We start from the raw sequence: 24,164 nt of genomic DNA on the forward strand, positions 1-24,164 counted from the left end.
ACGGGCGAGCCCCGAGCGGGGATCCGGTGCGGCCCTACGCCCCGGCCGTCCCCTCATTCTCGCCCGTCGGCTCGCCCCCGCGCTCCGGCCCGCGCCCGCCCGGCGCCCGCCGGGCGGGCAGGTGACCGGTGAAGGCGAAGCCGGTGAGCGTGATCGCGGCGGCCGCCAGCAGCGACACCTTGAGGCCGTCGAGCTGGGCCGCGCGGTAGGAGTCGACAATGGCGGTCGCCTCCTGCGGCGGGACGGCGGTCTGCGCGAGCGCGGTGGCGAGCTGGTCCGCGGGCACGAAGGTGACGCCCGCCTCGATCCTGATGCCCGCCTGCTGCTTCACGGCGCCGGAGATCTCCGGGTGCCCGGCCACGGCGTTGCCGAACGCCACCGTCAGGGCGCCGATCAGGATGGCGCCGATCAGCGCGGTGCCCAGGGACGAGCCGAGGTTCTGCGCGGTGTACTGCAGCCCGCCGACCTCGCTGCGGTCCTCCTCCCCGACGCTCGACTGCACCACGTTGCCCAGTTGCGAGGCGAGCAGTCCCATGCCGGTCCCCAGGGCGGCCATCGCCAGCGCGAACGACAGGTCGTCGAGCTCCGGCTGCACGGTGCCCACCAGCCACAGTGACGAGGCGAACAGCACCAGCAGCCCGATCCGCACCACCGTCCTCGGCGAGGCGAAGCGGGTGAGCAGCGGGCCGGACATGGAGGCGGCGAGCATCGTGATCGACACCGGCAGCAGCCGCAGACCGGTCTGGAAGGCGTTCTGGCCCTGGACGGCCTGGAGGTAGAGCGGGATGACGAAGAACAGCCCGAGGAGGATCAGGTTCTGGCTGAAGAGCATCAGCAGGCCGGACCTCAGCGGTGGGATGCGGAACAGCGCGAACCTGACCAGCGGATGCTCCCGGCGCAGTTCCCAGGACCGGAACAGCACCAGGAGCACCCCGCCGAGCGCGACGGCGAAGAGCGTCGGCGAGAACCCGAGGACGGTGAACGGCGGATCGCGCGGCTGGAGCCAGCCCCAGGTGCTGCTCTGCAGCACGGCCAGCACCACCAGCCCCAGCCCGGACACCGACAGCAGCACACCGACCAGGTCGATCCGCTCGTGGTGCTCCGGTGGCGGTTGCCGCTCGATCCAGCGCATCAGGAAGAGGATGACCACCACCAGGACGACCTCGCCGGCGAAGACCAGCCGCCACGTCAGGTAGGTGGTCAGCCAGCCGCCGAGCAGCGGCCCCACGGCGATGCCCGCCCCGGACAGGCCGCCGATGACACCGTAGGCGGTCGCGCGGTCCCGTCCCCGGTAGGCGCCGGCCACCAGCGCGGCCAGCGCCGGAAGCACCAGCGCCGCGCCCAGCCCCTCGATCACCGACCAGCCGAGCGCCAGCAGCCCCAGGGTGGGCGCCACTGCCGTGATCCCCGATCCCACGGCGTAGACCACCAGCCCCACTATGAACATCCGGCGGCGCCCGAACATGTCGCCGAGCTTGCCGCCGGTGATCATGAACGCCGCCATCACCAGGGTGTAGAGCGTGATCACCGCCTGGATCGCCGTGACCTCGGTGTCGAAGTCCTCGACCAACTGGCTGATGGACACGTTCATCACCGACGCGTCGAGCACCATCAGGAACTGCGCCATGCCCAGGACGATCAGCGCTCTCCAGCGGTTCACCGTGACTCCTCCCGCCCACCGGCCCACGCGGTTCGTACGCGCCTGCCTCGTACCCTCGCCCCCTCGTGACCGGGTCGCCCGTCGAGGGCGGCGGCCGCGGCCGGTGGTCCCCCGCGGCGCGCCGACGTGCGGCCCGGTCCCACCGGATCGCCGGGTACTCCGGGGCAGGTGGGCGCCGGTGCCCGCGGGTTGCGCCGAACGGCGGACCGCCCGAGGTGCCGCCCGCCGTCCCGTCGCCCAGTCTTGGAGTCCTCGGCGCTCGGCCGACGACGGGCCGCGACGGACCGGGGGCAGGCATCGACCGGAGGGAGCCCGGGGTGGCGGCACAGCGTGGTGAGCCCGGCCGCGCCGCATGGTTCCGCGCCAGGACCGCCTGGCTGAGGGGGCACACGGCCACCCTGCGCGACGTCCCGTTCCTGCGCCGGCTCGCGGCCCAGCTGCTCCACCTCCGGGTCCTGGACATGGCCACCCGCCTCGCGGCCCAGACCTTCCTCACCGCCATCCCGGTGCTGTTCGTGCTGGCCGCCTTCATGCCCCAGGACGTGCGCAACACCGTCTCCGAGTCCCTGCGCACCGTGCTGGGGCTCCAGGGGGCATCGCTCGACGAGATCAAGGGGGCGCTCCACCCCAGCGGCCAGGAGGCCACCACCGACACCTTCGGCGTCATCGGGATCGTGGTGACCCTGCTCTCGGCCACCAGCTGCAGCCGCATCCTGCAGCGCCTGTGCGAGCGGAGCTGGTACCTGCCCCACCTCGCCGGGCGCCTGGCGGCCTGGCGGTGGCTCGCCTGGCTCCTGGTCTGGATGACCGCCCTGATCCTCCAGGGCCAGGTGCGCTCCGGGTTCGGGGCGGGCACCGGCCTCGGGGTCCTGCTCTACCTGGTCACCGCCACGCTGCTCTGGTGGTGGACCCAGCACCTGCTGCTCGGCGGCCGGATCCCCTGGCTCCCGCTGCTGCCCGGGGCGCTGCTGACCGGGGCCGCGCTGACCACGCTCGCCTGGGCGTCGCGGCTCTACGTCCCCCGCTCGCTGAACCGCAGCGTGACCCAGTTCGGCCCGCTCGGCCTGGTCTTCACCCTGCTCAGCTGGCTCATCGTGGTGTTCACGGCCATCACCCTCGGCATCGGCATCGGGTACGTGGTGGCGAGCCAGGGACGGCTGGCCCGGCTCCTGGGGACTCCGGAGCCGGCCCCGGCGGACGAGGACTGAGGGCCGCCGGACGGGACCCGAAGCGGCGGCCGGCCCCCGCCGGCGGGCCGGGAGGCCCCTTTGCCAGGTCGGACGGCGTCGGCCAGGATGGGATCTGTCAGCGATCCGCGCTCACCATGCGCCGTACCCCACCCTGAGGTGAGCACCATGCCCCTCAGCCCAGCCGTCGACTCCCCCGTCCTTCCGGCGGACGCACCTCGACACCGCTCCGCCCGGCCGACCCGGATACCCGGCGGCAACCCCGTGCTCGCGGCCCGCTTCGCCGTCCCCCCGGTTCCGGGGACCTTCGTGCACCGGCCGCGGCTGGCCGAGCGCCTCGGCGACGGTCTCCGGACGTCCCTCCTGCTGGTGAACGCCCCGGCGGGGGCCGGGAAGACCCTGCTCGTCGCCGACTGGCTGGCCACGACGCGGCTGCGCGGTTCCGCGGTCTGGCTCACCGCGGAACGGGAGGACAACGCGCCGGGCGTCTTCTGGGCCTACCTGCTGGAAGCCCTCCGGCACCACGGCGTCGCCCTGCCGGACGACATCGGCACCCCCGCCCGGGCCGACCAGGTCGATCACGCGCTGCTGGCCCGGCTGGCCGCCCACCTGAGCCGCCGCGAGGCTCCCGTGGTCCTCGTCCTCGACGAGTTCGACCAGGTGTCGTCCGCCGAGGTGGCGTCCGGACTCCACTTCCTGCTCGGCCACGCGGGCCAGGGGCTGCGGCTGGTCCTGATCGGCCGCACGGAGCCGCGCCTGCCGCTCCACCGCTACCGCGCCTCCGGCTGCGCCACCGAGATCCGGGCCGCCGACCTGGCCTTCCGCCCGCGGGAGACCGCCGCGCTGATGCGGCGGCACGGCCTCGCCCTCTCCGCCGGAACCGTCCGGACGCTGACCGAGCGGACCGGCGGCTGGGCCGCCGGTCTGCGACTGTCCGCCCTCGCCGCCCAGGGCGCCGCCGACCCCGAGGCGTACCTGAAGGAGTTCGAGGCCTGCCGCAGCACGGTCGCGGACTTCCTGCTCGCCGAGGTCCTCGACACCCAGCCCGCCGAGACCCAGGACCTCCTCCTGCGCACGAGCGTCCTGGACCGGATCCACCCCGAGCTGGCCGACGCCCTGACCGGCCGGCCGGACGGCGCGCGGATCCTCGCCGACCTCGCGCGCGCCGACACCTTCGTCGAACCCGTCGGCCACTCCTGGTACCGCTGCCACCCGCTGTTCGCCGAGATCCTGCGCGTCCAGCTGGCGGCACGCAGCCCGGGGCTGGACCGGGCGCTCCACCGCAGGGCGGCCCGCTGGCTCACCGCGGCCGGGCACCTGACCGACGGGCTGGTGCACGCCGCCGCGGCCGGTGACTGGGAGTTCGCCGCGACGCAGGTCGTCGACCGGCTGGCCATCGGACGGCTGTTCACCGGCCGCGACGCGGACCGGCTCGACCGCCTGTTCGCCGACATGGCGCCCGACGCCCGGGGGCCCGCCCCGGAACTGGTCCGGGCGGCCCGCGACCTCGCCCGCCACGACGTGGACCGCGGACTCGACCACCTCCGGCGCGCCGAGACGCTGCTGTCCGAACGCGATGCCGGGGACGTTCCGACGGCCCTGCTCAGCGCGGCCCACCTCCGGGTGCTGGCGGGCCGGCTGCTCGGCTCGGCCGACATGGCCCGGGCCGCCGCCGTCGAGGCCGCGCGGCTGGAGGAGGACGTCCCGCCGGGGCTGCTCGGCGAGCACCCGGAACTTCCCGCGCTCCGGCTGGCCGACCTCGGATCCGCGCTGCTCTGGAGGGGCAGCCTCGACGCCGCCGTCGCGGCCCTGTCCGCCGCCACCGAGGCGGCCGACGACCCCACCACGGCCTGTCCGCGCCACGAATCGCTCACCCGACTCGCCCTGATCGACGTGCTGCGGGGCAGGCCGGGGCCGGCGGAGGCCCACCTGCGGAAGGCGGGGGCCGAGGCCGAACGCTCCGGGCTGTCCCCGGAATCCCGCACGGGGGCCGGTCAGCTCGTGCTGGCCGCGCTCGCCGTGGACCGCGACGACCTGCCCACCGCGCGGGCGGCGATCGAAGGGGCCGCCCGGTCGTACGCGGCCGAACCCAGCCCGGCCGTCCCCACGGGCATCGGCCCCGGCCGGGCGAGGACGCTGCTGGCCGAGGGCCGCCCCCGCGCGGCCCTCGACCTCCTCGGCGGGCTCGCGGACGGCGGTCCCGCCACCGACCCCCCGCCGCCCTGGGTGCGGGAGGCGGTGGCCGTGGCCGTCTCGGCCGGGCACCTCGCCGAAGGGGACCCGGCCGCCGCGCTGGAGGCGCTGGAGCGCAGTGGCGCGGACGGTCCGGAACACGCCGTCGCCACCGCCCGGGCGCACCTCGCCGCCGGGGAGAACCGAGGCGCCCTGCGGATCCTGGAGGCGGTCCCGGAGCGCGACGGCCACGGGCCCGCGATCACCGTACGGGTCCTGCTGGCCCGGTCCCAGGCGGCCTTCGCCCTCGGCGACGAGGCCGCGGCCCAGCGCCTGCTCGCCCGCGCCCTCGCGGTCGCCCGGCCGGAGCGGCTGCGCCGGCCGTTCCGGGACGCCGGGCCGTGGCTGCGGCACCTGCTGCACACCCGGCCCGAACTGGCGGACTCCCACGGCTGGCTGCCCGCCGACCTCCTGCCCGGCCTCCCGGCCGGGGCGTCCGGGGACACCGCCGCGGCCGACGCCCTGGTCGAACCGCTGAGCGACCGCGAACTGGACGTCCTGAGACTGGCGGCACAGATGCTGTCCACGGAGGAGATCGCCGCCGGGCTGTTCCTCTCGGTGAACACCGTCAAGACGCACCTCAAGAGCATCAACCGGAAGCTCTCCGTCACCGGGCGCAACCGGGCCGTACGCCGGGCGCGCGAACTGGACCTGCTCTGACCCCGTGCCGCCCCCGCGGCGGCCGGGCCGCGCCTATCCCGCCCGGGTGCGCCGCTGCCTCCGGGCACGGAACCAGCGCCAGCCGACGGCCACCGCGCTCGCCCCGAGCAGCAGGAGGAACACCGCGAGCCACGCGTGGCCGGCGACCCGGGCCCCGGTGAGCAGCACGAACAGCACCGCGCCCGCGGTCGCCAGGCACGCCAGCACGGTCCGCAGCGCCACCAGGAGCATGCCCGGGCGCAGGATCGACGGGGTCCTCCTCGCCTGGGCCGCCGTGGACGCCGTCAGCCCGAACCGGAGGAGGGCCCGGTCGGCGAGCTCGCCGGTGGCGCGGCAGTACATCTGTCCGCAGGCGGGCACCCACACGAACGGCACCACGGTTCCGACCAGGAGCAGCACGCCCAGGCCGGCCCAGCCGAGCCACTTGCGCACGGCCGAGCGCGCCGGGTCCTCGGGGGTCAACAGGCCGATCAGATAGGCCTGGCGGCGGACGACGGACGGCCAGGAGGCCTTGTCCCGCCCCCCGGTTCCGGCCCGCGCCGCCTTCCGCAGGGCCTCCTGCGCCTGCTCCACCGTCGGATGGACCCCCTGCACCACCAGGATCTGTGCCGCCGCGTCGTCGCCGCGGGGGTCGTGTCCGGCCAGGGCGGCGAGCTCCAGCACCATGCGCAGCTGGGCGAGCAGCGCGGCGACGAACGCGACCGGGAGCAGGAGCAGGAACGGGCCCCCGAGGAAGGAGCCCTCCACGACGGTCCGGCGCACGCCCCGGTCGATGATCTGCTCGGTGGGATCCTGTCGGGCCGTCCCCTCCTGCCCGGGTCCGCGCAGCGCCGCGGCCGTCTCGGCCGCCTGGGGGCCGAGGTAGTCGACCACGAAGGCCGCCAGCCGCTCGGGCATGTGGGAGGGATCCGCCCTGACCGTCCTCAGCAGTCGTCCCACCACGCCGGGCCGTCGTCGCCGCGCACTCTCCGATCCGCCCATCAGCCGCAGAATAACCCCGCCGGTGGGCGGCCGCCCCGGGGCCGGATCACCCGGCCCGGGTGATGCCGGGACGGACCCGCGGCGCGTCCCTGGAGGGTGGAGCACCTCACGGCTTCCCGCCCGGACCCCGACACCCCGGGTGGCCGCTCGGGGCGCACCCGCCCGGCAGACCGCGCCCGCGGCAGCCCGTTCGGGGCACGCCGTCGATGTCAGGAGGCTCGCGGTGGACTACCCACTGCTCGACATCTTCTTCACCACCATGTGGATCTTCCTGTGGATCATGTGGTTCTTCCTGCTGTTCCGCGTCTTCGGGGACCTCTTCCGCGACGACGGCGTGAGCGGCTGGGGCAAGGCCGGCTGGTCCGTGTTCCTGCTCGTCCTGCCCTTCCTCGGCGTGTTCGTGTACCTCATCGCGCGGGGCAAGGGCATGGGGCGGCGCGAGGTCCTGCGGGCGAGCGACGCGGAGCGGGAGTTCCGCGACTACGTCCGGCAGACGGCCGCCGACAGCCCGGCACCCGCCTCCCACGTCGACGACCTGGCCCGGCTCGCGGAGCTCAAGGACAAGGGCGCCATCACCGAGGACGAGTACCGGCGCGCCAAGGCGAAGGTGCTCGCCTGACCGTCCCGGCCCCGCCCGGTTCCTCCCTCCCGGCCGTTTGACCTTGACACGGTGACAAGGTCTTCACTGCTGCCGAGGAGGTGGTCCTGATGGTCGGGGCGGAAGAGGACACGAACACCCTGCGGGCCCTGCGGGGGCTGGCGCACGAGGACTCGTCGGTCCGGTTGCGGGCGGCGATGGCCGTCGGCAGCGACCCGCACCCGCGGTTCGTCGGCGGGCTCGTCGAACGGTGCGCGATCGAGCCCGAGTTCACCGTGCGCGAGATGCTCACCTGGGCGCTCACCCGGCACGGGGCGGCGGTGACGGTCCCGCTGCTGCTCGACGAGGTGCGCGCGGACGGTGCCCAGGCGCGGAGCCAGGCCCTGCACACCCTCTCCAAGATCGGGGACCGGCGGGCCTGGCCGGCGATCACGCCGGCGCTGCTGGCCGACGCCGACGAGGAGGTGGCCCGCAGCGCCTGGCGGGCCGCGGTCGTGCTCGTGCCCGAGGGTGGGGAGCGCGAGTTGGCCGTAGTCTTGGCCGCTCAGCTCGGACGCGGCGGACGCGAGACGCGGTTGAGCCTCAGCCGGGCGCTGATCGCGCTCGGGGAGGCGATGCTGCCGGCGCTGGACGCCGCGACGGCGGACCCCGACCCCGGGGTGCGCGCCCACGCGCTCGCCACGGAGCGGCTGTGGCGCGACCCGGACGCCGGATTCGAGTTCGCGATCGAGGAGGCGAAGCGCACGGCGGTCCTCGGCGAGGGCCGCCGGGAGGGACGGTAGGCAGTGTTGATCGGCGACGTCGCACGGCGCTCCGGGGTCAGCGCCCGCATGCTCAGGCACTACGAGTCGCTCGGGCTGGTGCGGCCGACGGGCCGTACCGGCTCCGGCTACCGCCGGTACGCCGACGAGGACATCCGGCGGATCTTCCACATCGAGAGCCTGCGGTCGCTGGGCCTGTCGCTGCGCGACGTCGGGCGGGCGCTCGACGACCCCGGTTTCGCGCCCGCCGAACTCGTCGACGACCTCATCCGCCGCACCCGCGAACGCATCGCGGCGGAGACCGAGTTGCTCACCCGGCTGCGGCGGATCGACGCCGCGGAACCGGCCGGCTGGGAGGAGGTGCTCCAGGTCGTCGCGCTGCTCCAGGCCCTGGAGTCGAAGAGCCCGGGGGCGCGGCAGCGCGCCGCGCTGTCCGCGGGCGAGGACGTCGCGGTGCCGGTGGAGGCGCTGGTCGAGGCCGTGCTGGGCGAGTCGGACCCGAACGTCGCCGGGGCCCTCCGCTGGGCGCTGGCGCAGGCCGGCGGCGCCGGGGCGGCCCTGCTCGCGCAGGGTCTGGGCTCGCCCGCGGCCGAGGTGCGCGAACGTGCCGTGCGGTCCCTCGCCGAGCTGCCGGACGGCACCGCGACCGCGCTGCTGCGGGACGCCCTCGGCGGCCCCGACGCCGTGGTCCGCAGGTACGCGGCGCTGGCGCTCGGCGCCCGTGGCGTCGCCGACGCGGTCCCGACGCTCATCGACATGATCGTCGAGGCGGCGAACGACGCCGACGCGGCCGACACCCTGGGCGCGCTGGCGAACGACCCCGCGGTGGCGGACCGGATCGCCACCGGGCTGGTCGACCGGCTCGCCCTCGACGGCGTCGGACCGGACGCCCGCCGGAGGCTGGCCCAGGCGCTCGCGGACGTCCCGGGGAGCACGACGTCGCGCGCCCTCGCGGAGCTGACCCGGGACGAGGACCGTGCGGTCGCGCTGACCGCGACGTACATTCTCAAGCTGCACGACACGCGGTAGTCGCGACCGCGATCGGGGATCCGATCGGGGCAGGGGTGACCGGGGGTTCGAGGGTGGGGGTGGCGTGACAGGGGCCGGGCGGTTCCGTCGGCAGCGGCGGCTGTTCCTCTCGGTGGCGATCGACACGTTCGGCTCCGGCGTCTTCCTGCCGCTGTCGCTGCTGTTCTTCGTCACCGTCCAGCACTTCCCGGCGGCCGCCGCGGGCACCGCCGTGACGGTCGGGTCGATCGCGTCCTTCGCCGTCGTTCCGCTCTGCGGACGGCTCGTCCAGGCGGCGGGGCCCAAGTCCTGTCTGCTCGTCAGCAACGTCCTGACCGCGCTCGGGTACGGCCTGTTCTTCGCGGCCGGGAACCTGCCCGCCGTGGCCGCCGTGAGTTTCCTCGTGACGGCCGCCGACCGCCTCTACGGGGCCGCCTGGCCCACGCTGGTGGCGCGGTTCGCGAAGCCGGCGGAGCTCACCGAGTGGTTCTCCGCGGTCACCGTGCTCAAGACCACCTCGCTGGGGGTCGGCACGCTGGGGGCGACCGCCCTGATGGCGCTCGCCGGCGGAGACGGCCTGCGGGTCGCGCTCGCCCTGAACAGCGCGAGTTCCCTGCTCGCGGCCGTCCTCCTGCTCGGGGTCGCCGTGCCGGCCGCCGAGCGGCCCTCGCGCAGGGCAGCCAGGTCGAACACCCGGGCGGCACTTCGCGACCGGCCCTTCATGTCGCTGGTCGCGTCCCAGACACTGCTGTCGGCGGCCTGGCTGATCCCGACGGTCGCCTTCCCCGTGTACCTGGTGGCGAGCCTCCATCAGGCCGCCTGGTGGCCGACCGTCGTGGTCGCCGTCCGCTACGCCACCGCCACCACCCTGCAGATGCGGATCAGCCGACGGCTCTCCGGCTGGAGCCGCTCGCGGGTCCTGCGCCTGTCGATCGGCGCGGTGGCCGTCGCCATCGCCCTGACCGCGACCGTCTCCACCGCCCCGCACGCCCTCCAGGGCCCGCTCGCCGTCCTGGTGGCGGCGGTCCTGGCCCTGGCCGAACTGGCCTCGAAGCCCACCGCGGCCGCGGCGGCGGTCGCCATGGCCCCCAAGGGCGACGAAGGCCCGTACATGTCCCTGTTCCAGCTGACCTGGACGGTGTCCTACGCGGTCGGGCCGGCCGTCATCGGCCTGGGCCTGCAGAACCCGCCGCTGCTCTGGACCGCACTGGCCCTCTGCGTGGCCGCCGCCGCCCTGGCCCACCGCCTCCGCACCCCACTGCGCCGCCCCACGGCGCAACTCCCGCACGCCGCACGCGATCTGCGGGAGGAGGCCGAAGTCCCGTAGAGCGGCGCCCGCCCCTTCAACCGTCCTGCCGCAGCGATCGGTCGGAGTCTCCGCACGCCGACTCCCCTACACCGCCCGGGGATCCGCACCGGCAGGCCGACCCCCGGGCCCGGCAGGCGTCAGCGCCGTACCGGCAGCTCGTCGACGAGCCCGTAGGCGCGCAGCTGGTACGGGAGCGCGGCCGGGCGGCGCCACTGGAGGTCGAGGCCGCAGGCGCCGAGGACGGCGCCGAAGGCGTGCCGCATCGCGTCCTGGACGGCGGTGCGGGCCCGGGCGGCGCGCTCCGCGGCGGGGGTGTCGCCGTCGGCTGCGGCGGACAGCCGGCGGGAGGGGTTCCAGCGGAGGTCGGCGACGCCGGTGGTGTCGTCCCCGTCCTCGACGGCCGGGCACGGCATGAGGGTGATGCCGGGCGCGTGGAGGTGGTCGGCGACCGGCAGGCCGGCGAGCCCGGCGGTGCGGCGCACCGCGGCGACGACGTCCGCGCCGATGCCGAGGTCCTGCGGGCGGGAGCCGGCCGGGGCCGGGGCGGCGGCGTCCTGGCCGATGGCCGGAGCGGGTCCGTCGGCCCGTCCGACCCTGGTCTCCCCGTCGAGCCGGCCGGCCACGACCTCGATGCCGAAGGCCGGCAGGAACTCGGCGAGGGCGTTCCGCATGGTGCTGCCGACGACCCGTCGGGCGGCGAACGCCGGCTGCTGGGGCTGTTCCATGGCCGCGGCGGCCGCCAGCCGGGGGCCGGGCTCCCAGTGCAGGGCGATCAGTCCGGCGCAGTCGTCGGAGTCGTCGTGCGGCCGGGCCGGGCGCAGGTGGACGCCGGGCCCGTGTCCGCCGTACCCGACGGGCAGGCCGGCCAGCAGGAGCGCCTCGGTGACGCGGTCGACGAGCACCGGATCGATCCGGGGCCCGCCCGGGGACGTGCGTTCCGCAGCCGTGTCCACGCCGTCCTCCTCCGGGCCCCGGGCGGCGGCCGACCGCCGGCGCCCCGAGCGTACGGCGTACCCCGACGGCCCGTCGGCGAATCCCGGAACCGGCCGCCGCGACGCGCCCGCCGGGAGGGCGGGCGCACCGGCGGTGCCCGTCCGGTCGGTTCCAGGGGTTGGCCGGCACCGGAGCCGCCCGCACCCGAGCCCACGCCCGCGGCTGCAACGGACCGGCGCGCCACCACGGCGCCGCCGCCCCCGTGACCGGCCCGCGGCGGTCCCGCCCGGCCGGACCGCGGCTACAACCAGCCGCGCCGGGCGGTCTTCAGCCCGGCCTCGAAGCGGCTCGCCGCGTCGAGGCGCTCCATCAGGGCGGCCATCTGCCGCCGGACGGTCCGCACCGAGACGCCGAGCCGCTTGGCCGCCGCGTCGTCCGTGAGCCCGGTGGACAGCAGCCGCAGCAGCTCGCGCTCCCCGGCGGTCAGGCTCAGCGGGGCCACCCCGTCCCGGTCGCCGGCGATCGGGACGGCGGTCTCCCAGGTCTGTTCGAACAGGGCGACCAGGGACGCGACGATCCCCGGCTCGCTGGTGCACAGCGCGCCGGCCCGGGTGTTCTCCGGGTCGATCGGCACCACGGCCGTGCTCCGGTCGAAGACCAGCATCCGCGGCGGCAGCACCGGCGCGGTCCGCACCTCGCCGCCGAGGCCGGCCATCCAGCGGACGTAGTCGAGGGTCTCCGGGGCGTCGTGGATGCTGTCCTGGTAGATGGTGCGCAGGCTGACCCCGCGCCGCAGGGCGTCCTCGTCCAGCGGCCGGGACGCGGCCAGGCTGGCCGCGGACTGGGCGCCGCCGGGCATCACCGCCAGGACCTCGCTGGTCAGCCGGGAGGTCAGCACCTCCAGCTTGTCCTGGATGGCGTCCAGGCCGAGCAGCCGCTCGCGGTCGCCCACCGGGTTGTCGGCCCGTACCTTCGCGTACTCCCCCAGGGCGCGCGCGACGGCGGCCTTGGAGGCGGCGACCTCCTGCTGCCGGCGCGCGAGTTCCTCCTCCTGACGGCGCAGCAGGATCTCCAGTCCGCGCTCCGGGCTGACCGGCCGCAGGGTGCCGGGCCGTTCGCGGGAGGCGCGCAGCAGGGTGAGGTCGGCGAGCCGGTCGAGGGCCGCGCGCACGGCGGCCTCGGGGAGGCCGAGCCGCTCGCAGAGTTCCGCGACCCCGCCCTCGGGGTCGGCGAGCATTTCCCGGTAGACGGCTTCCGCAGTGGCATCCAGCCCCAGCAGTTCCAGCACTTATCGACCCCTGATCCCCGTGGACGGTTCCGTATGCCCGGTCGGCCCGGGGCTGATCATTCCTTCGGCCGGAACGCCCTCGCAAGGGCATGATCCGGTCAACGCCCCGCCCGGGCCTTCGACGCCCTCGGCGGGGCCCGCACAAAGGCGGAATTCGGGCCGCTGCCCGGCACGGTGTTGCAGCATGCTGCCTGTCCTGATCCTGCCCGCGGATTCGCTTCCCGTGACGGGCCGGGGAACGGGAGGATTCCCGGTGCGCGCACTCCCCGTCTTTCCGGACACCCAGAACTGCGGTCTCCCTCAGCGCAGTTCCCGCACAGAACAGGACTCTCCCGTGTCCGTCCGTCCAGTTGCCGCCGTCCTCCTGACCCTCGCCCTCGCCGGCTCCGTCGCGCCGGCCTTCGCCGCCGGTTCGACCGCCCCCGACGCCGCCCCGTCCGCCGCCCAGGGCCCGGGCGGGGGGATCGGCTGGGACGGCCCCGCCGCTCTCTCGATCGGCTGGGACACCCCCTCCACCCGGTCGATCGGCTGGGACGGTCCGTCGGCCGACGCCGCCGTCGGGCAGGTCTGACCTGCCGTGTTCGCGGTGCATCTGACCCTGCCGACCGATGCCGCCGCCCCCTCGGGGGAGGCGGCGGCCGCGGAGGTCCAGGTCGGGCTGTGGGCGTGCGCCGGCCCGGACGACGGTCTGGAGCACGTGCGCGCCCGCGCCGTCGCCGACGGCATCGGCCTGGTGCTCTACGTCCGCGCTCCCGACGAGACGGCGGCTCTGGCCCGGGCGCGGAGCCTGCTGGACCGGGCGCTGGCGCTCACCGGCCGGAACCCGTCCGGCCTCCGGTAGTCCCGCCGACCGACGGGGTCCGCGTCGGCCACCCGTCGTCCCGCCCGAACGGTTTCCGCTGTTCCGGACGGGTTTCCACCGATCCCGCCCGGCCCGGAAATTGGCCGGTTCATTGCTATCGCTTTACCCCGGCATGGCCGACGGGCCGTCGGCGGCCCGGCCGTGCCCCCGTTCTTCCACCCCCCTTCCCTCCCACTGAGAACAATCGAGGAGTTCCATGTCACGCCCCCCGGGCGGATCATCACGGCACCGGTCCGAAGCCGGCTCGCCGCCCCCCTCCACGCAGCGCCGTCGCAACGGCGTGCTGCGCAACACCGCCGTCGCGCTGGCCGTGGTGCTCTCCGTCGAGGCCGCCGCCGTCATCATGACGACCGGTCAGGCCGTGGCCGTCACCACGGAGCAGGCCCCGAAGCCCGCCAAGGCCCTGGGCCCGGCCGAGGCCAAGGACATCGCCACCGCCCACCTCAAGGCCCGGCTGGAGAACCGCCGGATCGAGGTCGTGGACGAGCGCACCGAGTCGACCACCACCTGGATCAACCCGGACGGCACCACCACCCTGGACCTCGCCTCCGGGCCGGTCCGCTACAAGGACGGGTCCGGCAGGCTCCAGCCGATCGACACCGACCTCGCCCGGCAGCCGGACGGCAGCGTCAAGGCCAAGGGCCACCCGCTCAACCTCTCGCTGGCCGGCGCCACCCCGCCCGCCGCCGCGTCGGCGTTCAAGGCTGCCGGCGCCCCGGCCGGGGACCCGAAGGCCCCGACCACCCCGCTGGTCTCGCTGGACAACGGCAACGGCACCGCCATGTCGCTGTCCTGGCGCGGCGCCCTGCCCGAACCCTCGGTGGACGGCGCCAGGGCCCGGTACGCGAACGCGCTCACCGCCACCGACCTGGTCGTCGAGTCCACCCGGACCGGCTTCGAGCAGTTCCTGGAGCTCAAGGACCGCTCGGCGGTGGCCGCCAACGGCAGCGTGACGCTCACCCTGGACGCGGCCGGCCTGCAGGCCCGCCACAACGCGGACAACTCGGTCTCCTTCCTCGACCCGAAGACCGGCGAGGAGAAGGGCCAACTGCCCGCCCCGGTGATGTGGGACGCGCAGGTCGACGAGCGCAGCGGCGACCACACCCGCACCGCGCCGGTCGCGCTGAAGGTCACCCAGAACGGGAACGCGATCGACCTGACGCTGACCCCGGACGCCGCCTTCCTGACCGACCCGAAGACCAAGTACCCGGTCACCATCGACCCGGCGGTCAACATCGGCGTCGGCTTCGACACCTTCGTGCAGCAGGGCTACGCCACCGACGTCTCCTCGCAGACCGAGCTGAAGCTGGGCAACAACGGCTCCGGCCAGGTCGCGCGGTCGTTCCTGCAGTTCCCGATGGCGAAGATCAGCGGGAAGCAGATCACCGGCGGCAAGCTCAACCTGTGGAACTTCCACAGCTGGTCCTGCACCGCGAAGAGCTGGGAGGTCTGGGACACCGGCACGGCCACCACGGCCACCCGCTGGACCGCCCAGCCCGGCTGGAACAAGAAGTGGGCGACCTCCACCGCGACCAAGGGCTACTCCAGCTCCTGCAACGACGGCTGGGTGAACCAGGACATCACCTCGCTGGTCAAGGCCTGGGCCGCCAACGGGAACACCAACAACACCCTGGGCATCCGGGCCACCGACGAGAGCGACCCGTACGGCTGGAAGAAGTTCAACTCCGGCAACGCGACGTCCAACACGCCGTACCTGTCGGTGACCTACAACACCCCGCCGGCCGTCTCCACCCTGATCTCCCCGGCCGACGCCGCGCTCACCGGCGACTCCACCCCGACGCTGTCCGCCAAGGCGACCGACCCCGACGGCGGCAACATAGCCCTCGACTTCGAACTCTGGGCGTCCAACGGCACGGCCGCGCTGCAGTCCGGCCGCACCGCCATGGCCGCCTCCGGCTCCACGTTCACCTGGACCCCGGGCACCGCGCTGCCGGCCGGCGCCTACAAGTGGCGCTCCCGCTCCTGGGACGGCACCGCCAACAGCGCCTGGTCCGCCTTCCGCACCCTCACCGTGGACACCACCGCGCCCGGCGCGACCACCGTCTCCTCCGGCGACTTCCCGGCCGGCCAGTGGGCGGGCACCCCGGACGCCAACGGCGACTACAGCGGCACCTTCACCTTCACCCCGCCGAGCAGCGACGTGAAGGACGTCCAGTACAAGCTGGACGGCGGGGCCTGGGTCACCGCGGCCACCACCGGCACGCCGGTCAGCGCCAAGCTCACCTTCAAGGCGGGCGCCCACACCGTCACCGCGCACAGCCGCGACGCCGCGGGCAACGTCTCCGCCGACCGGACCTACGCCTTCTACGCCGGCAAGGGCTCCGCCCTGGTCGCGCCCGGCGCGGGCGAGCGCCCGGCCCGCCGCACCTCGCTGCAGGCCGAGGGCAACAGCACCTACACCGGGGTGCGCTACCAGTACCGCCGCGGCGAGACGGACGCCTGGAAGGACGTCCCGGTCGCCAACGTCACCACCACCGCCGGCCAGCCGGTGACCGCCTGGCCCCATCCCGCCCCCGGCGGCAAGCCGGCCGCGCTGACCTGGAACATCACCGACACCCTGGCCGAGAACGGCCCGGTCGACGTCCGCGCGGTGTTCACCGACGGCACCGCCACCGACGCCACCGAGCCGAACACCGTCACGGTGGACCGCAACGCGGGCACCGCGCCGGAGACCAAGGTCGGCCCGGGCTCGGTGAACACCCTCACCGGTGACCTCACCCTGTCCGAGACCGACGCCGAGGCCTTCGGCCTGCACGCCGAGCGCTCCTTCTCCTCCCGCCGGCCCGCCAACGGCTCGGCCCAGGAGGGCCAGGCGGCGATCTTCGGCCCGCAGTGGAGCTCCGGCACCACCGCCGAGATCACCGACGCCGACTACTCCTACGTCCGCAAGACCTCGGCGACCTCCCTCTCGGTGGTCTCCGCGGACGGCTCCGAGGTCGGCTTCACCGCCACCGGCGCCGGCGGCTGGAAGCCCGAGCCCGGGGCCGAGAACCTCACCCTGACCGGCGCGTTCACCGCTGCCTTCACCCTGAAGGACACCGAGGGCATCACGGTCACCTTCGCCAAGGTCGACCCGGCCGCCACCACCTGGCAGGCCTCCGGCTCCTCGCTGCCCAGCGACAACTCCACCACCTCGGTGGTCTCGGAGAAGGTCGTCTCCGGCGGAAAGACCCTGGCCCGCCCGAAGTACGTCGTCGCGCCCTCCTCGGCGACCGCCTCCGCCAACTGCGCCGCCGTGCCGTCCACGGCCGGCTGCCGGGTGCTGGAGTACGTCTACGCCGACACCACCACCGCCACCGCATCCGCCCCGGGCGACACGGCCGGCCAGGTGAAGCAGATCCGCCTGTGGTCCACCGACCCCGGCGCCGCCACCGCCACCCCCGTCGTCGTCTCGCAGTACGCCTACGACGACCAGGGCCGGCTGCGCGAGGTGTGGGACCCGCGGACCAGCCCGGCGCTGAAGACCGCGTACGGCTACGACGCGGCCGGCCGGGTCACCACCGTGACCGACCCCGGCGAGCTGCCGTGGACCCTGGAGTACGGCAAGGCCGGCAACGCCGCCACCGCCGGCGACGGCATGCTGCTCGCCGCCTCCCGTCCCACCCTCAAGCAGGGCAGCAAGGACGTCACCGACGGCACCGCCACCACCTCGGTGGTCTACGACGTCCCGCTGAGCGGCGCCAACGCGCCGTACCCGCTGGCGCCGTCCGACGTCGCCGCGTGGGGCCAGACCGACGCCCCGACCGACGCCACCGCCGTGCTGCCGCCCGACGCCGTCCCGGCCACCCACGACGGCAAGGCGCTCGGCACCGCCGGCTACAACCGCGCCTCGGTGACGTACACCAACGCCTCCGGCCGCGAGGTCAACACCGCCACCCCCGGCGGCGGCATCACCACCACCGAGTACAACGCCTACGGCAGCCCGGTGCGGACCCTCTCCGCGGAGAACCGCATCCTCGCCCTGGCCACCACCGGCAACGACCTCAACAAGCTGCGCGCCCTCGGCATCGCCGGCCGCTCGACGGCCGACCGCGCCCAGGTGCTCTCCTCCACCTCGCTCCACTCGGCCGACGGCAAGCGCCTGCTGGAGCAGTACGACCCGCTGCAGCTGGTCACCCTGGAGCACGACGTGGCCGCCTCCGGCACCTCCCCGGCGCTCGCCGCCGGCGACGAGGTCGCGGCCCGCGCCCACACCGTCAGCGGCTACGACGAGGGCCGCCCGGCGGGCGCCGCGGTCAGCGACATGGCCACCTCGGTGACGGTCGGCGCCCGGATCGACGGCTACGCCGCCGACGCCGACACCCGCACCACCGCCACCGGCTACGACTGGGCCCAGGGCCTGCCCGTCAGGTCCGTCCAGGACCCGGCCGGCCTGAAGATCACCACCTCCACCGGCTACGACGCCAGCGGCCGGGTGACCTCGCAGAGCCGCCCGAACTCCACCGGCTCCGACGCGGCCACCACCGTCACCACCTACTGGACCGGCACCGGGACCGGCGCCTGCGCCGGCCACCCCGAGTGGGCCGACCTGGTCTGCTCGATCGCCCCGGCCGCCCAGATCGCCGGCGGCGGCGGCAACCCGCTGCAGCTGCCGACGAAGTCCTTCCAGTACGACCGCTGGGGCAACGTCACGGTCCAGACCGAGACCGCCAACGGCGTCACCCGCACCACCACCCGCAGCTACGACGCGGCCGGCCGCCGGGTGAAGATCTCGGTCACCGGCGGCACCGGCACCGCGGTCGCCGACACCGTGCTCGGCTACGACCCCGCCAACGGCGAGCTGGCCTCCCTCAACAACGGCAGGGCCACCATCACCCTGGGCTACGACAGGCTCGGCCGCCAGGTCTCCTACGACGACGGCGCCGGCAACGTCACCACCACCGAGTACGACAGGCTCGACCGCCCGGTGAAGAAGTCCGACTCGGTGCCGTCCACCGTGACCTACGGCTACGACACCGCCAAGGACCCGCGCGGCCTGCCCACCTCGCTCACCGACTCGGTGGCCGGTACCTTCACCGCCGGCTACGACGTCGAGGGCCGGCTGGTCTCGCAGACCATGCCCGGCGGCAACACCCTCACCAGCAGCTACGACAGCCGGGGCATCCAGACCGGCAAGACCTACACCAACCAGGCGGGCACCGTCCTGCTGGCCGACACCGCCGACTACACCGTCCACGGACAGCAGGCGGGCCGCACCCAGAGCGACGGCAACAGCACCACCAGCGGCTACACCTACGACGCCACCGGCCGCCTCACCAAGGCCGCCGACAGCACCGGCCTGGCCTGCTCCACCCGGACCTACGCGTTCGACAGGAGCAGCAACCGGACCAACCGCACCAGCGTCACCGACGACTGCGACCCGGCCACCGCCGACGCCGTCACCCAGGCCGAGAACCACGGCTACGACACCGCCGACCGCCTCACCGACACCGGCTACGTGTACGACGCCTTCGGCCGCACCACCGCCCTGCCGAAGGGCACCCAGGTCGGCTACTACACCAACGACCTGGTCCGCACCGAGACCCTCGGCGACACCCGCAGGACCTGGGACCTGGACGCCTCCGGCCGCCTCGCGGTCGGCACCACGGAGACCAAGGGCACCGACGGCACCTGGGCCGTCACCGAGCAGGAGACCAAGCACTTCGACGGCGGCAACGACAGCGCCTCCTGGTCCAAGGACGCGGCCGGCAGGCTGACCCGCAACGTCCTGGACCTGACCGGCCAGCTCACGGCCGCCACCGGCACCGACGGCGGCGCGATCCTGCTGCTGACCAACCTGCACGGCGACGTCTCCGTCCAGATGTCCCCGGACGGCCTGGAGGACCTCGCGGTCTACCACTACGACGAGTACGGCAACACCGTCGACTCCACCGGCTCGACCGCGTACGGCTGGCTCGGCGGGGCGCAGCGCGAGGCGGACAGCCTCTCCGGCCTCACCCTGATGGGCGTGCGCCTGTACGACTCGACCACCGGCCGCTTCCTGCAGACCGACCCGGTCCTGGAGGGCTCGCCGAACGCCTACGGCTACCCGGTCGACCCGATCACCATGGACGACCTGACCGGTCTGAACTGGCGCAAGAAGTGGACCGCCTACTTCAGCCGGGCCGAGGGCAACACCATCGGCACCCTGCTCTACGTCTCCGGCAAGATCGCCCAGGGCATCTCGAAGATCCTGCGCAGGCTCCCGCACATCGTCGCCCGGGCCGCCGGCTACGTCCTGTGGGCGCTGTCCTACCTGATGAAGAGCATCGGCAAGAAGTTCATCAAGGCCGCCAACAAGCGCGGCAGCCACGGCGTGATCTTCACCTTCGGGATCTGGGACTCCAGCTGGTGGGGGGTGCCGGACCGTCCGATCTACCGCGTGAACCCGCGGTACTGAGCCGGGAGGAGGCCTCTCCGACGATCCACTGATGCGGGACAGGTAAGGCCGGGCCCGGGGGTGATCCCCCGGGCCCGGCCGCTTGTGCACATCGATGATCATCCCGGCGTAGGCTCTCGGCTGATCACAGGGGCAGAGAGGGAGACAATGGGCCAGAAGATCATCCGGTTCTCGGACCTGACCGGCCGGCACGCGGAGAACGACCGGGACCTGGTGCGGGTGGTGGTGCTCCAGCACCCCGACCTGACGGACGGTCCGGTCGAGATCGACGCGCTCGCCGGGGAGTTGGGCGAGGTGCGGGAGCTGACGCTCGACCTGGTCACGATCGAGCTGCACCACCCGGACCGGGCGGAGCCGCAGACGGTGGTGATGGAGGCCGAGACCTTCAACCGGCTGGCCTCGGCCGCGCCGATGGCCGAGGTGCTGCGCGGCGCCAGGCCCGCCGCCCGGGCCGCCGCCTCCGCGACGGCCCTCGCCGGCAACCGGGAGCGGGTCAACTACGCCAGCCTGGAACACGCCGGGCGGCCGCACAAGGGCCGCACCACCGACGCGGAGAAGCAGGTCGTCCAGCAGCACCTGGACGAGATCAACGAGCGGCTCGCCGCCGAGGGCGTCCGCACCATCGACCCGGACAACGCCGAGCACGTGACCCGCTACGGCCTGGACACCCTGGCCCGGGAGACCGGCGTGATGTTCGGCTGACCGGCCCGGACGGCCGGGCCCGCCGGGCGCTCCGTCGGGCGGGCCGGTCCGGGCACTCCCCGGACGGCTCCCCGTCGGACCGGTCGCCCGCGGCCCGCCCCATGATCGGCCCCGCCGCCCGTTCCGGCGACCGCGGTGCGGCCGGGCGGGCGACCGCCGAGCAGGTGAATCGCCGCGACCGCCCCTCGTGTCGCCGACCGGCCCGGCACGGCGATCGGCTGGACTGCGCGCTATGCGTATTCCACACCGGACCGGACGGATCGTCTCGGTCCTGGCGCTGGTGGCGGGCTCACTGCTGAGCAGCAGCGTGCTGGCCCCACCGGCCCAGGCCGCGATCTCCTTCACCAAGAGCGTCGACAAGGCGACCGTCTCCCCGGGGGAGAACGTCACCTACACCCTGCGCTACACCTGCTCCATCACCGAGTGCACGGGCGGGAACATCCTCGACACCCTGCCCTCGAACATGCAGTTCCTCGGCTGGACGCCGGACCCGTCCTCGGTGGACGTGGCCGCCTCCACCGTGCCCGCCGCGGGCGCGATGGGCGGCACGATGGACATCCGGCTGAAGGACCTGAGTCCGGGCACCACCGCCACCGTCACGGTGACGATGAAGTACCCGAACTTCACCACCCCGAACGGCGCCACCTCCACCAACTCGGCCACCATGTCGGCCAACGGCGAGCCCTCGCAGACCGCCACCGCCGACACCGCCGTCCAGGTGCAGCCGCAGTACACGGTGACCAAGGGCGTCCAGACCTCCAGCAGTGACGGACGCACCGTCACCTACCAGTTCAGCGCCTGCGCCACCGACAACGTGCCCAACGTCGACCTGGACACCAGCCGGCTGCTGGACACCCTGCCGCCCGGCGCGGTGGTGGACACCGGCCGCTCTCCGGGCTGGTCGCCGGCGGCACCCGGCCCGAACACCTGGGGCTACGACATCGGCCCGTTCGTCTCCGGCAACGGGCGCGGCGGCTGCCGCATCCCCGGCGTCCTGGTCGTCAACTACCCGGAGGCCTCCTTCCCGGACGGAACGACCTCCGAGAACGTCGTGGCCCTGCACGGCGACCCGATCGGGCCGGACCCGGAGCGCCAGCTCGACACCGCGAACGCCACCACCAGCCCGTTCCAGCCGCCGGCCAGCGGCGTGGTGGTGACCGCCAGCAAGGTCTGGCGCGACACCACCGTCAACGGCGACCTCAACTCCTTCAGCCTGTCGGCCACCAACACCGCCGGACCGGCCACCAGCCTCACCGTCACCGACCCCGGGGCCGGCAGCACCGACGGCATCTACAACTGGATCTTCCCGCAGTCCCTCCAGCTGGAGCCGTGGAACCCCACCAGCATCCTGCTGACCCTGCAGTACCGCCTCGACGGCGAGCCCACCTGGCAGACCTTCACCCCGGGCACCCCGTTCAACGGCTCCGACACCCGCCGGATCACCTTCGAACCGGGCGCGGGCGACCCGGCCAACGACGTGCTCGGCATCCCGGCCGGGCGCTGGCTGGACGGCCTCCGGTTCACCTGGAACGGCCCGATCCCCACCGGCTGGAGCCCGGGCAACGCGGTGCAGCTGGTCACCCAGGTCGCCACCCCCGGCCACGACGGACGCCAGGCCCCCGAGCCGCTGACCAACTGCGTGGACACCACCGCCACCGACGGCACCAACAACGCCTCGGCCAACGCCTGCGCGCAGACCACCATCACCCAGGCCACCAACCTCGGCGCGGCCAAGACCACCGTCGCCGGCGAGCTGTCCGCCCCCGGCGGCCGGGCGACCTTCCAGGTCATCCCGTACAACCGCAGCGCCCGCGACCTGGACCGGCCGCTGGTGCTCTACGACGTGCTGCCGGCCGGCGTCGTCTACATCGACGGCTCGGCCCGGCCCGACCCCAACTACCCGGACGCCAAGGCCCCTTCGTCGATCACCGTGACCCCCGGCCCGGACGGCCGGCAGATCCTGCGGATGGAGTGGCCGGCCGGCGCGCCGGACATGACCTACCTGCACGACCAGCTGGCCTACCGGATGCTCTTCGACGTCCAGGTCGCCAACAGCATCCGCTCCGGTGACCTCACCAACGACGTCTACGTCACCGTGGACCAGCCCACCGCCCCCGTCGCCTGCATGTTCTCCGGCTCCGACAGCGGCAGCACCCCGGACGTGCTCGACCTCAACGGCAACGGCAACACCACCGAGCTGCTCTGCCACGCCTCCTCGCAGATCCGGGTGGACGTGCCGTCGGTGCTGCGCTCGTACAAGGAGGTCAAGGGCGACCTGGACTCCGACTACGTGAGCATCGGCACCGCCACCCCGGGCGGCCAGATCTCGTACCGGATGACCGTGCGCAACGACTCCCCCGACCCGGTCACCGACTTCATCGCCTACGACAGGCTCCCCACCCCGGGCGACAACTACGTGCTCACCCAGGACGCCCCGCGCGGCAGCGCCTGGACCCCGTCGCTCAGCCAGCCGATCACCAGCAGCGACCCGACCGTGGTGATCGAGTACACCACCGACCCCAACCCCTGCGTGGAGCCCGTCGTCGTCAACCGCACCGGCTGCAACAGCGCGGCGGTCTGGAGCGCCACCTTCCCCGGCCCCGGGACGGCCACCTGGTTCCGCATCCAACGCCCCGGCACGATGGCCTCCGGCGAGTCCTTCACCCTGACCTGGCCGATGGTCGCCTCCTACGACGCGCCGGAGGGCGAGTACGCGTGGAACAGCTTCGCGTACACCGCCACCGACGCGGCCGGCCGCCAGCTGCTGCCGGCCGAGCCCGCCAAGGTCGGCGTCGCGGTCAAGCGGGTCACACCCTCCAACAACGCGCTGGGCGACTTCGTCTGGCAGGACAAGGACGGCTCCGGCGTCCAGAAGCCCGGTGACACCGGGATCGCCGGGGTCACCGTGCACCTGCTGGACGGCAACGGCCAGCCGGTGCGGGACAAGGACGGCAAGCCGGTCACCGCGGTGACCGACGCCACCGGCCACTACCTGTTCGACAACCTGCCGGACGGCAGCTACGCGGTCCGCTTCGACCTGGCCACCCTGCCCAAGGGCGCCACCGTCACCAAGCAGCACGCCGGCACCGACCCGGCCAAGGACTCGGACGCCGACCCGGCCACCGGCCTCACCCAGACCGTCACCCTCAGCGGCGGACAGCGCGACCTCGACCTCGACATGGGCGTGATCCTCCAGACCACCTCCCCGTCGCCGTCGCCCTCACCGTCGCCCTCGCCGACCTCCTCCCCGTCGCCGACCTCCTCGCCCTCGCCGACCTCCTCGCCGACGCCGTCGCCGAGCCCGAGCCCGAGTTCGTCGCCGTCCCCCTCGCCGTCGCACTCGCCGTCCCACTCGCCGAGCCCGACGGCCACCGCCACCCACACGCACACCCACGTCCCGAGCCCGTCGGAGAGCGGCGAACTGCCGCACACCGGCGGCTCCTCCCCCGACAGCCTCGTCGCGGCACTCGGCGCCATCGCCCTCCTCGGCGGCGGCACCCTCTGCTTCGTCGCCTACCGCCGACCGGGCCGGCACGGCTGACGCCCACCCGGACCCCGCTGAACGCCAGTGGCGCCGCCCCGT

Annotated in this window: 15 protein-coding genes; 11 read left to right on the forward strand and 4 right to left on the reverse strand. The window is 74.3% G+C overall.

Going from position 1 to position 24,164, the window contains the following annotated elements; all coding sequences use genetic code 11:
• Positions 1-34: 34 nt before the first annotated feature.
• Entirely contained in the window at positions 35-1,660 is a 1,626-nt protein-coding gene (locus ACFVGO_RS04245) for an MFS transporter (RefSeq protein WP_359898276.1), read from the reverse strand.
• A 317-nt stretch (positions 1,661-1,977) separates the two neighbouring features.
• On the opposite strand from ACFVGO_RS04245, the gene ACFVGO_RS04250 reads away from it, so the two are divergent.
• Both ACFVGO_RS04250 and ACFVGO_RS04255 read left to right on the forward strand, forming a co-directional pair.
• Entirely contained in the window at positions 1,978-2,868 is an 891-nt protein-coding gene (locus ACFVGO_RS04250; protein ID WP_359898277.1) for a YhjD/YihY/BrkB family envelope integrity protein, read from the forward strand.
• Between the two features lie 147 nt (positions 2,869-3,015).
• A complete protein-coding gene (locus ACFVGO_RS04255; RefSeq protein WP_380630815.1) occupies positions 3,016-5,739 on the forward strand; it encodes a LuxR C-terminal-related transcriptional regulator in 2,724 nt (907 codons plus the stop codon).
• A 33-nt stretch (positions 5,740-5,772) separates the two neighbouring features.
• Here ACFVGO_RS04255 and ACFVGO_RS04260 read toward each other — a convergent pair whose 3' ends face one another.
• Positions 5,773-6,636 (reverse strand): hypothetical protein, encoded by an 864-nt coding sequence (locus tag ACFVGO_RS04260; protein ID WP_359898279.1) that lies wholly within the window; start codon positions 6,634-6,636, stop codon positions 5,773-5,775.
• Between the two features lie 307 nt (positions 6,637-6,943).
• Here ACFVGO_RS04260 and ACFVGO_RS04265 point away from each other — a divergent pair, with 307 nt between their 5' ends.
• The 4 genes from ACFVGO_RS04265 to ACFVGO_RS04280 all read left to right on the forward strand — a co-directional run bounded on the left by ACFVGO_RS04265 (position 6,944) and on the right by ACFVGO_RS04280 (position 10,414).
• Positions 6,944-7,339, forward strand: coding sequence for an SHOCT domain-containing protein (locus ACFVGO_RS04265; RefSeq protein ID WP_359898280.1), 396 nt, complete (start codon positions 6,944-6,946; stop codon positions 7,337-7,339).
• An 89-nt stretch (positions 7,340-7,428) separates the two neighbouring features.
• Positions 7,429-8,100, forward strand: a complete 672-nt coding sequence (locus ACFVGO_RS04270) for a HEAT repeat domain-containing protein (protein ID WP_380350822.1) — start codon at positions 7,429-7,431, stop codon at positions 8,098-8,100.
• A 3-nt stretch (positions 8,101-8,103) separates the two neighbouring features.
• Positions 8,104-9,108 (forward strand): HEAT repeat domain-containing protein, encoded by a 1,005-nt coding sequence (locus ACFVGO_RS04275; RefSeq protein ID WP_380630817.1) that lies wholly within the window; start codon positions 8,104-8,106, stop codon positions 9,106-9,108.
• 64 nt (positions 9,109-9,172) lie between these two features.
• A complete protein-coding gene (locus ACFVGO_RS04280) occupies positions 9,173-10,414 on the forward strand; it encodes an MFS transporter (protein ID WP_380630818.1) in 1,242 nt (413 codons plus the stop codon).
• Between the two features lie 119 nt (positions 10,415-10,533).
• On the opposite strand, the gene ACFVGO_RS04285 is transcribed toward ACFVGO_RS04280, so the two are convergent.
• Positions 10,534-11,349 carry a hypothetical protein gene (locus ACFVGO_RS04285; RefSeq protein ID WP_380630819.1) on the reverse strand — a complete coding sequence of 272 codons (816 nt, stop codon included), beginning with the start codon at positions 11,347-11,349 and terminating at the stop codon, positions 10,534-10,536.
• A gap of 281 nt (positions 11,350-11,630) precedes the next feature.
• Positions 11,631-12,617 carry a LuxR C-terminal-related transcriptional regulator gene (locus ACFVGO_RS04290; protein ID WP_359898285.1) on the reverse strand — a complete coding sequence of 329 codons (987 nt, stop codon included), beginning with the start codon at positions 12,615-12,617 and terminating at the stop codon, positions 11,631-11,633.
• A 334-nt stretch (positions 12,618-12,951) separates the two neighbouring features.
• Between ACFVGO_RS04290 and ACFVGO_RS04295 the strand changes: the two genes are divergently transcribed.
• The 5 genes from ACFVGO_RS04295 to ACFVGO_RS04315 all read left to right on the forward strand — a co-directional run bounded on the left by ACFVGO_RS04295 (position 12,952) and on the right by ACFVGO_RS04315 (position 24,122).
• A complete protein-coding gene (locus ACFVGO_RS04295) occupies positions 12,952-13,188 on the forward strand; it encodes a hypothetical protein (protein ID WP_359898286.1) in 237 nt (78 codons plus the stop codon).
• A gap of 15 nt (positions 13,189-13,203) precedes the next feature.
• Positions 13,204-13,458 (forward strand): hypothetical protein, encoded by a 255-nt coding sequence (locus tag ACFVGO_RS04300; RefSeq protein WP_359898287.1) that lies wholly within the window; start codon positions 13,204-13,206, stop codon positions 13,456-13,458.
• A gap of 301 nt (positions 13,459-13,759) precedes the next feature.
• A complete protein-coding gene (locus ACFVGO_RS04305; protein ID WP_380630820.1) occupies positions 13,760-19,879 on the forward strand; it encodes a DNRLRE domain-containing protein in 6,120 nt (2,039 codons plus the stop codon).
• 147 nt (positions 19,880-20,026) lie between these two features.
• Positions 20,027-20,581, forward strand: coding sequence for a hypothetical protein (locus tag ACFVGO_RS04310; RefSeq protein WP_380630821.1), 555 nt, complete (start codon positions 20,027-20,029; stop codon positions 20,579-20,581).
• Between the two features lie 232 nt (positions 20,582-20,813).
• Positions 20,814-24,122 carry an SdrD B-like domain-containing protein gene (locus ACFVGO_RS04315; RefSeq protein ID WP_380630822.1) on the forward strand — a complete coding sequence of 1,103 codons (3,309 nt, stop codon included), beginning with the start codon at positions 20,814-20,816 and terminating at the stop codon, positions 24,120-24,122.
• Positions 24,123-24,164: the final 42 nt, after the last annotated feature.

It is taken from the genome of Kitasatospora sp. NPDC057738 (assembly GCF_042798815.1).
GTDB classification, from domain to species: domain Bacteria; phylum Actinomycetota; class Actinomycetes; order Streptomycetales; family Streptomycetaceae; genus Kitasatospora; species Kitasatospora lactacystinica.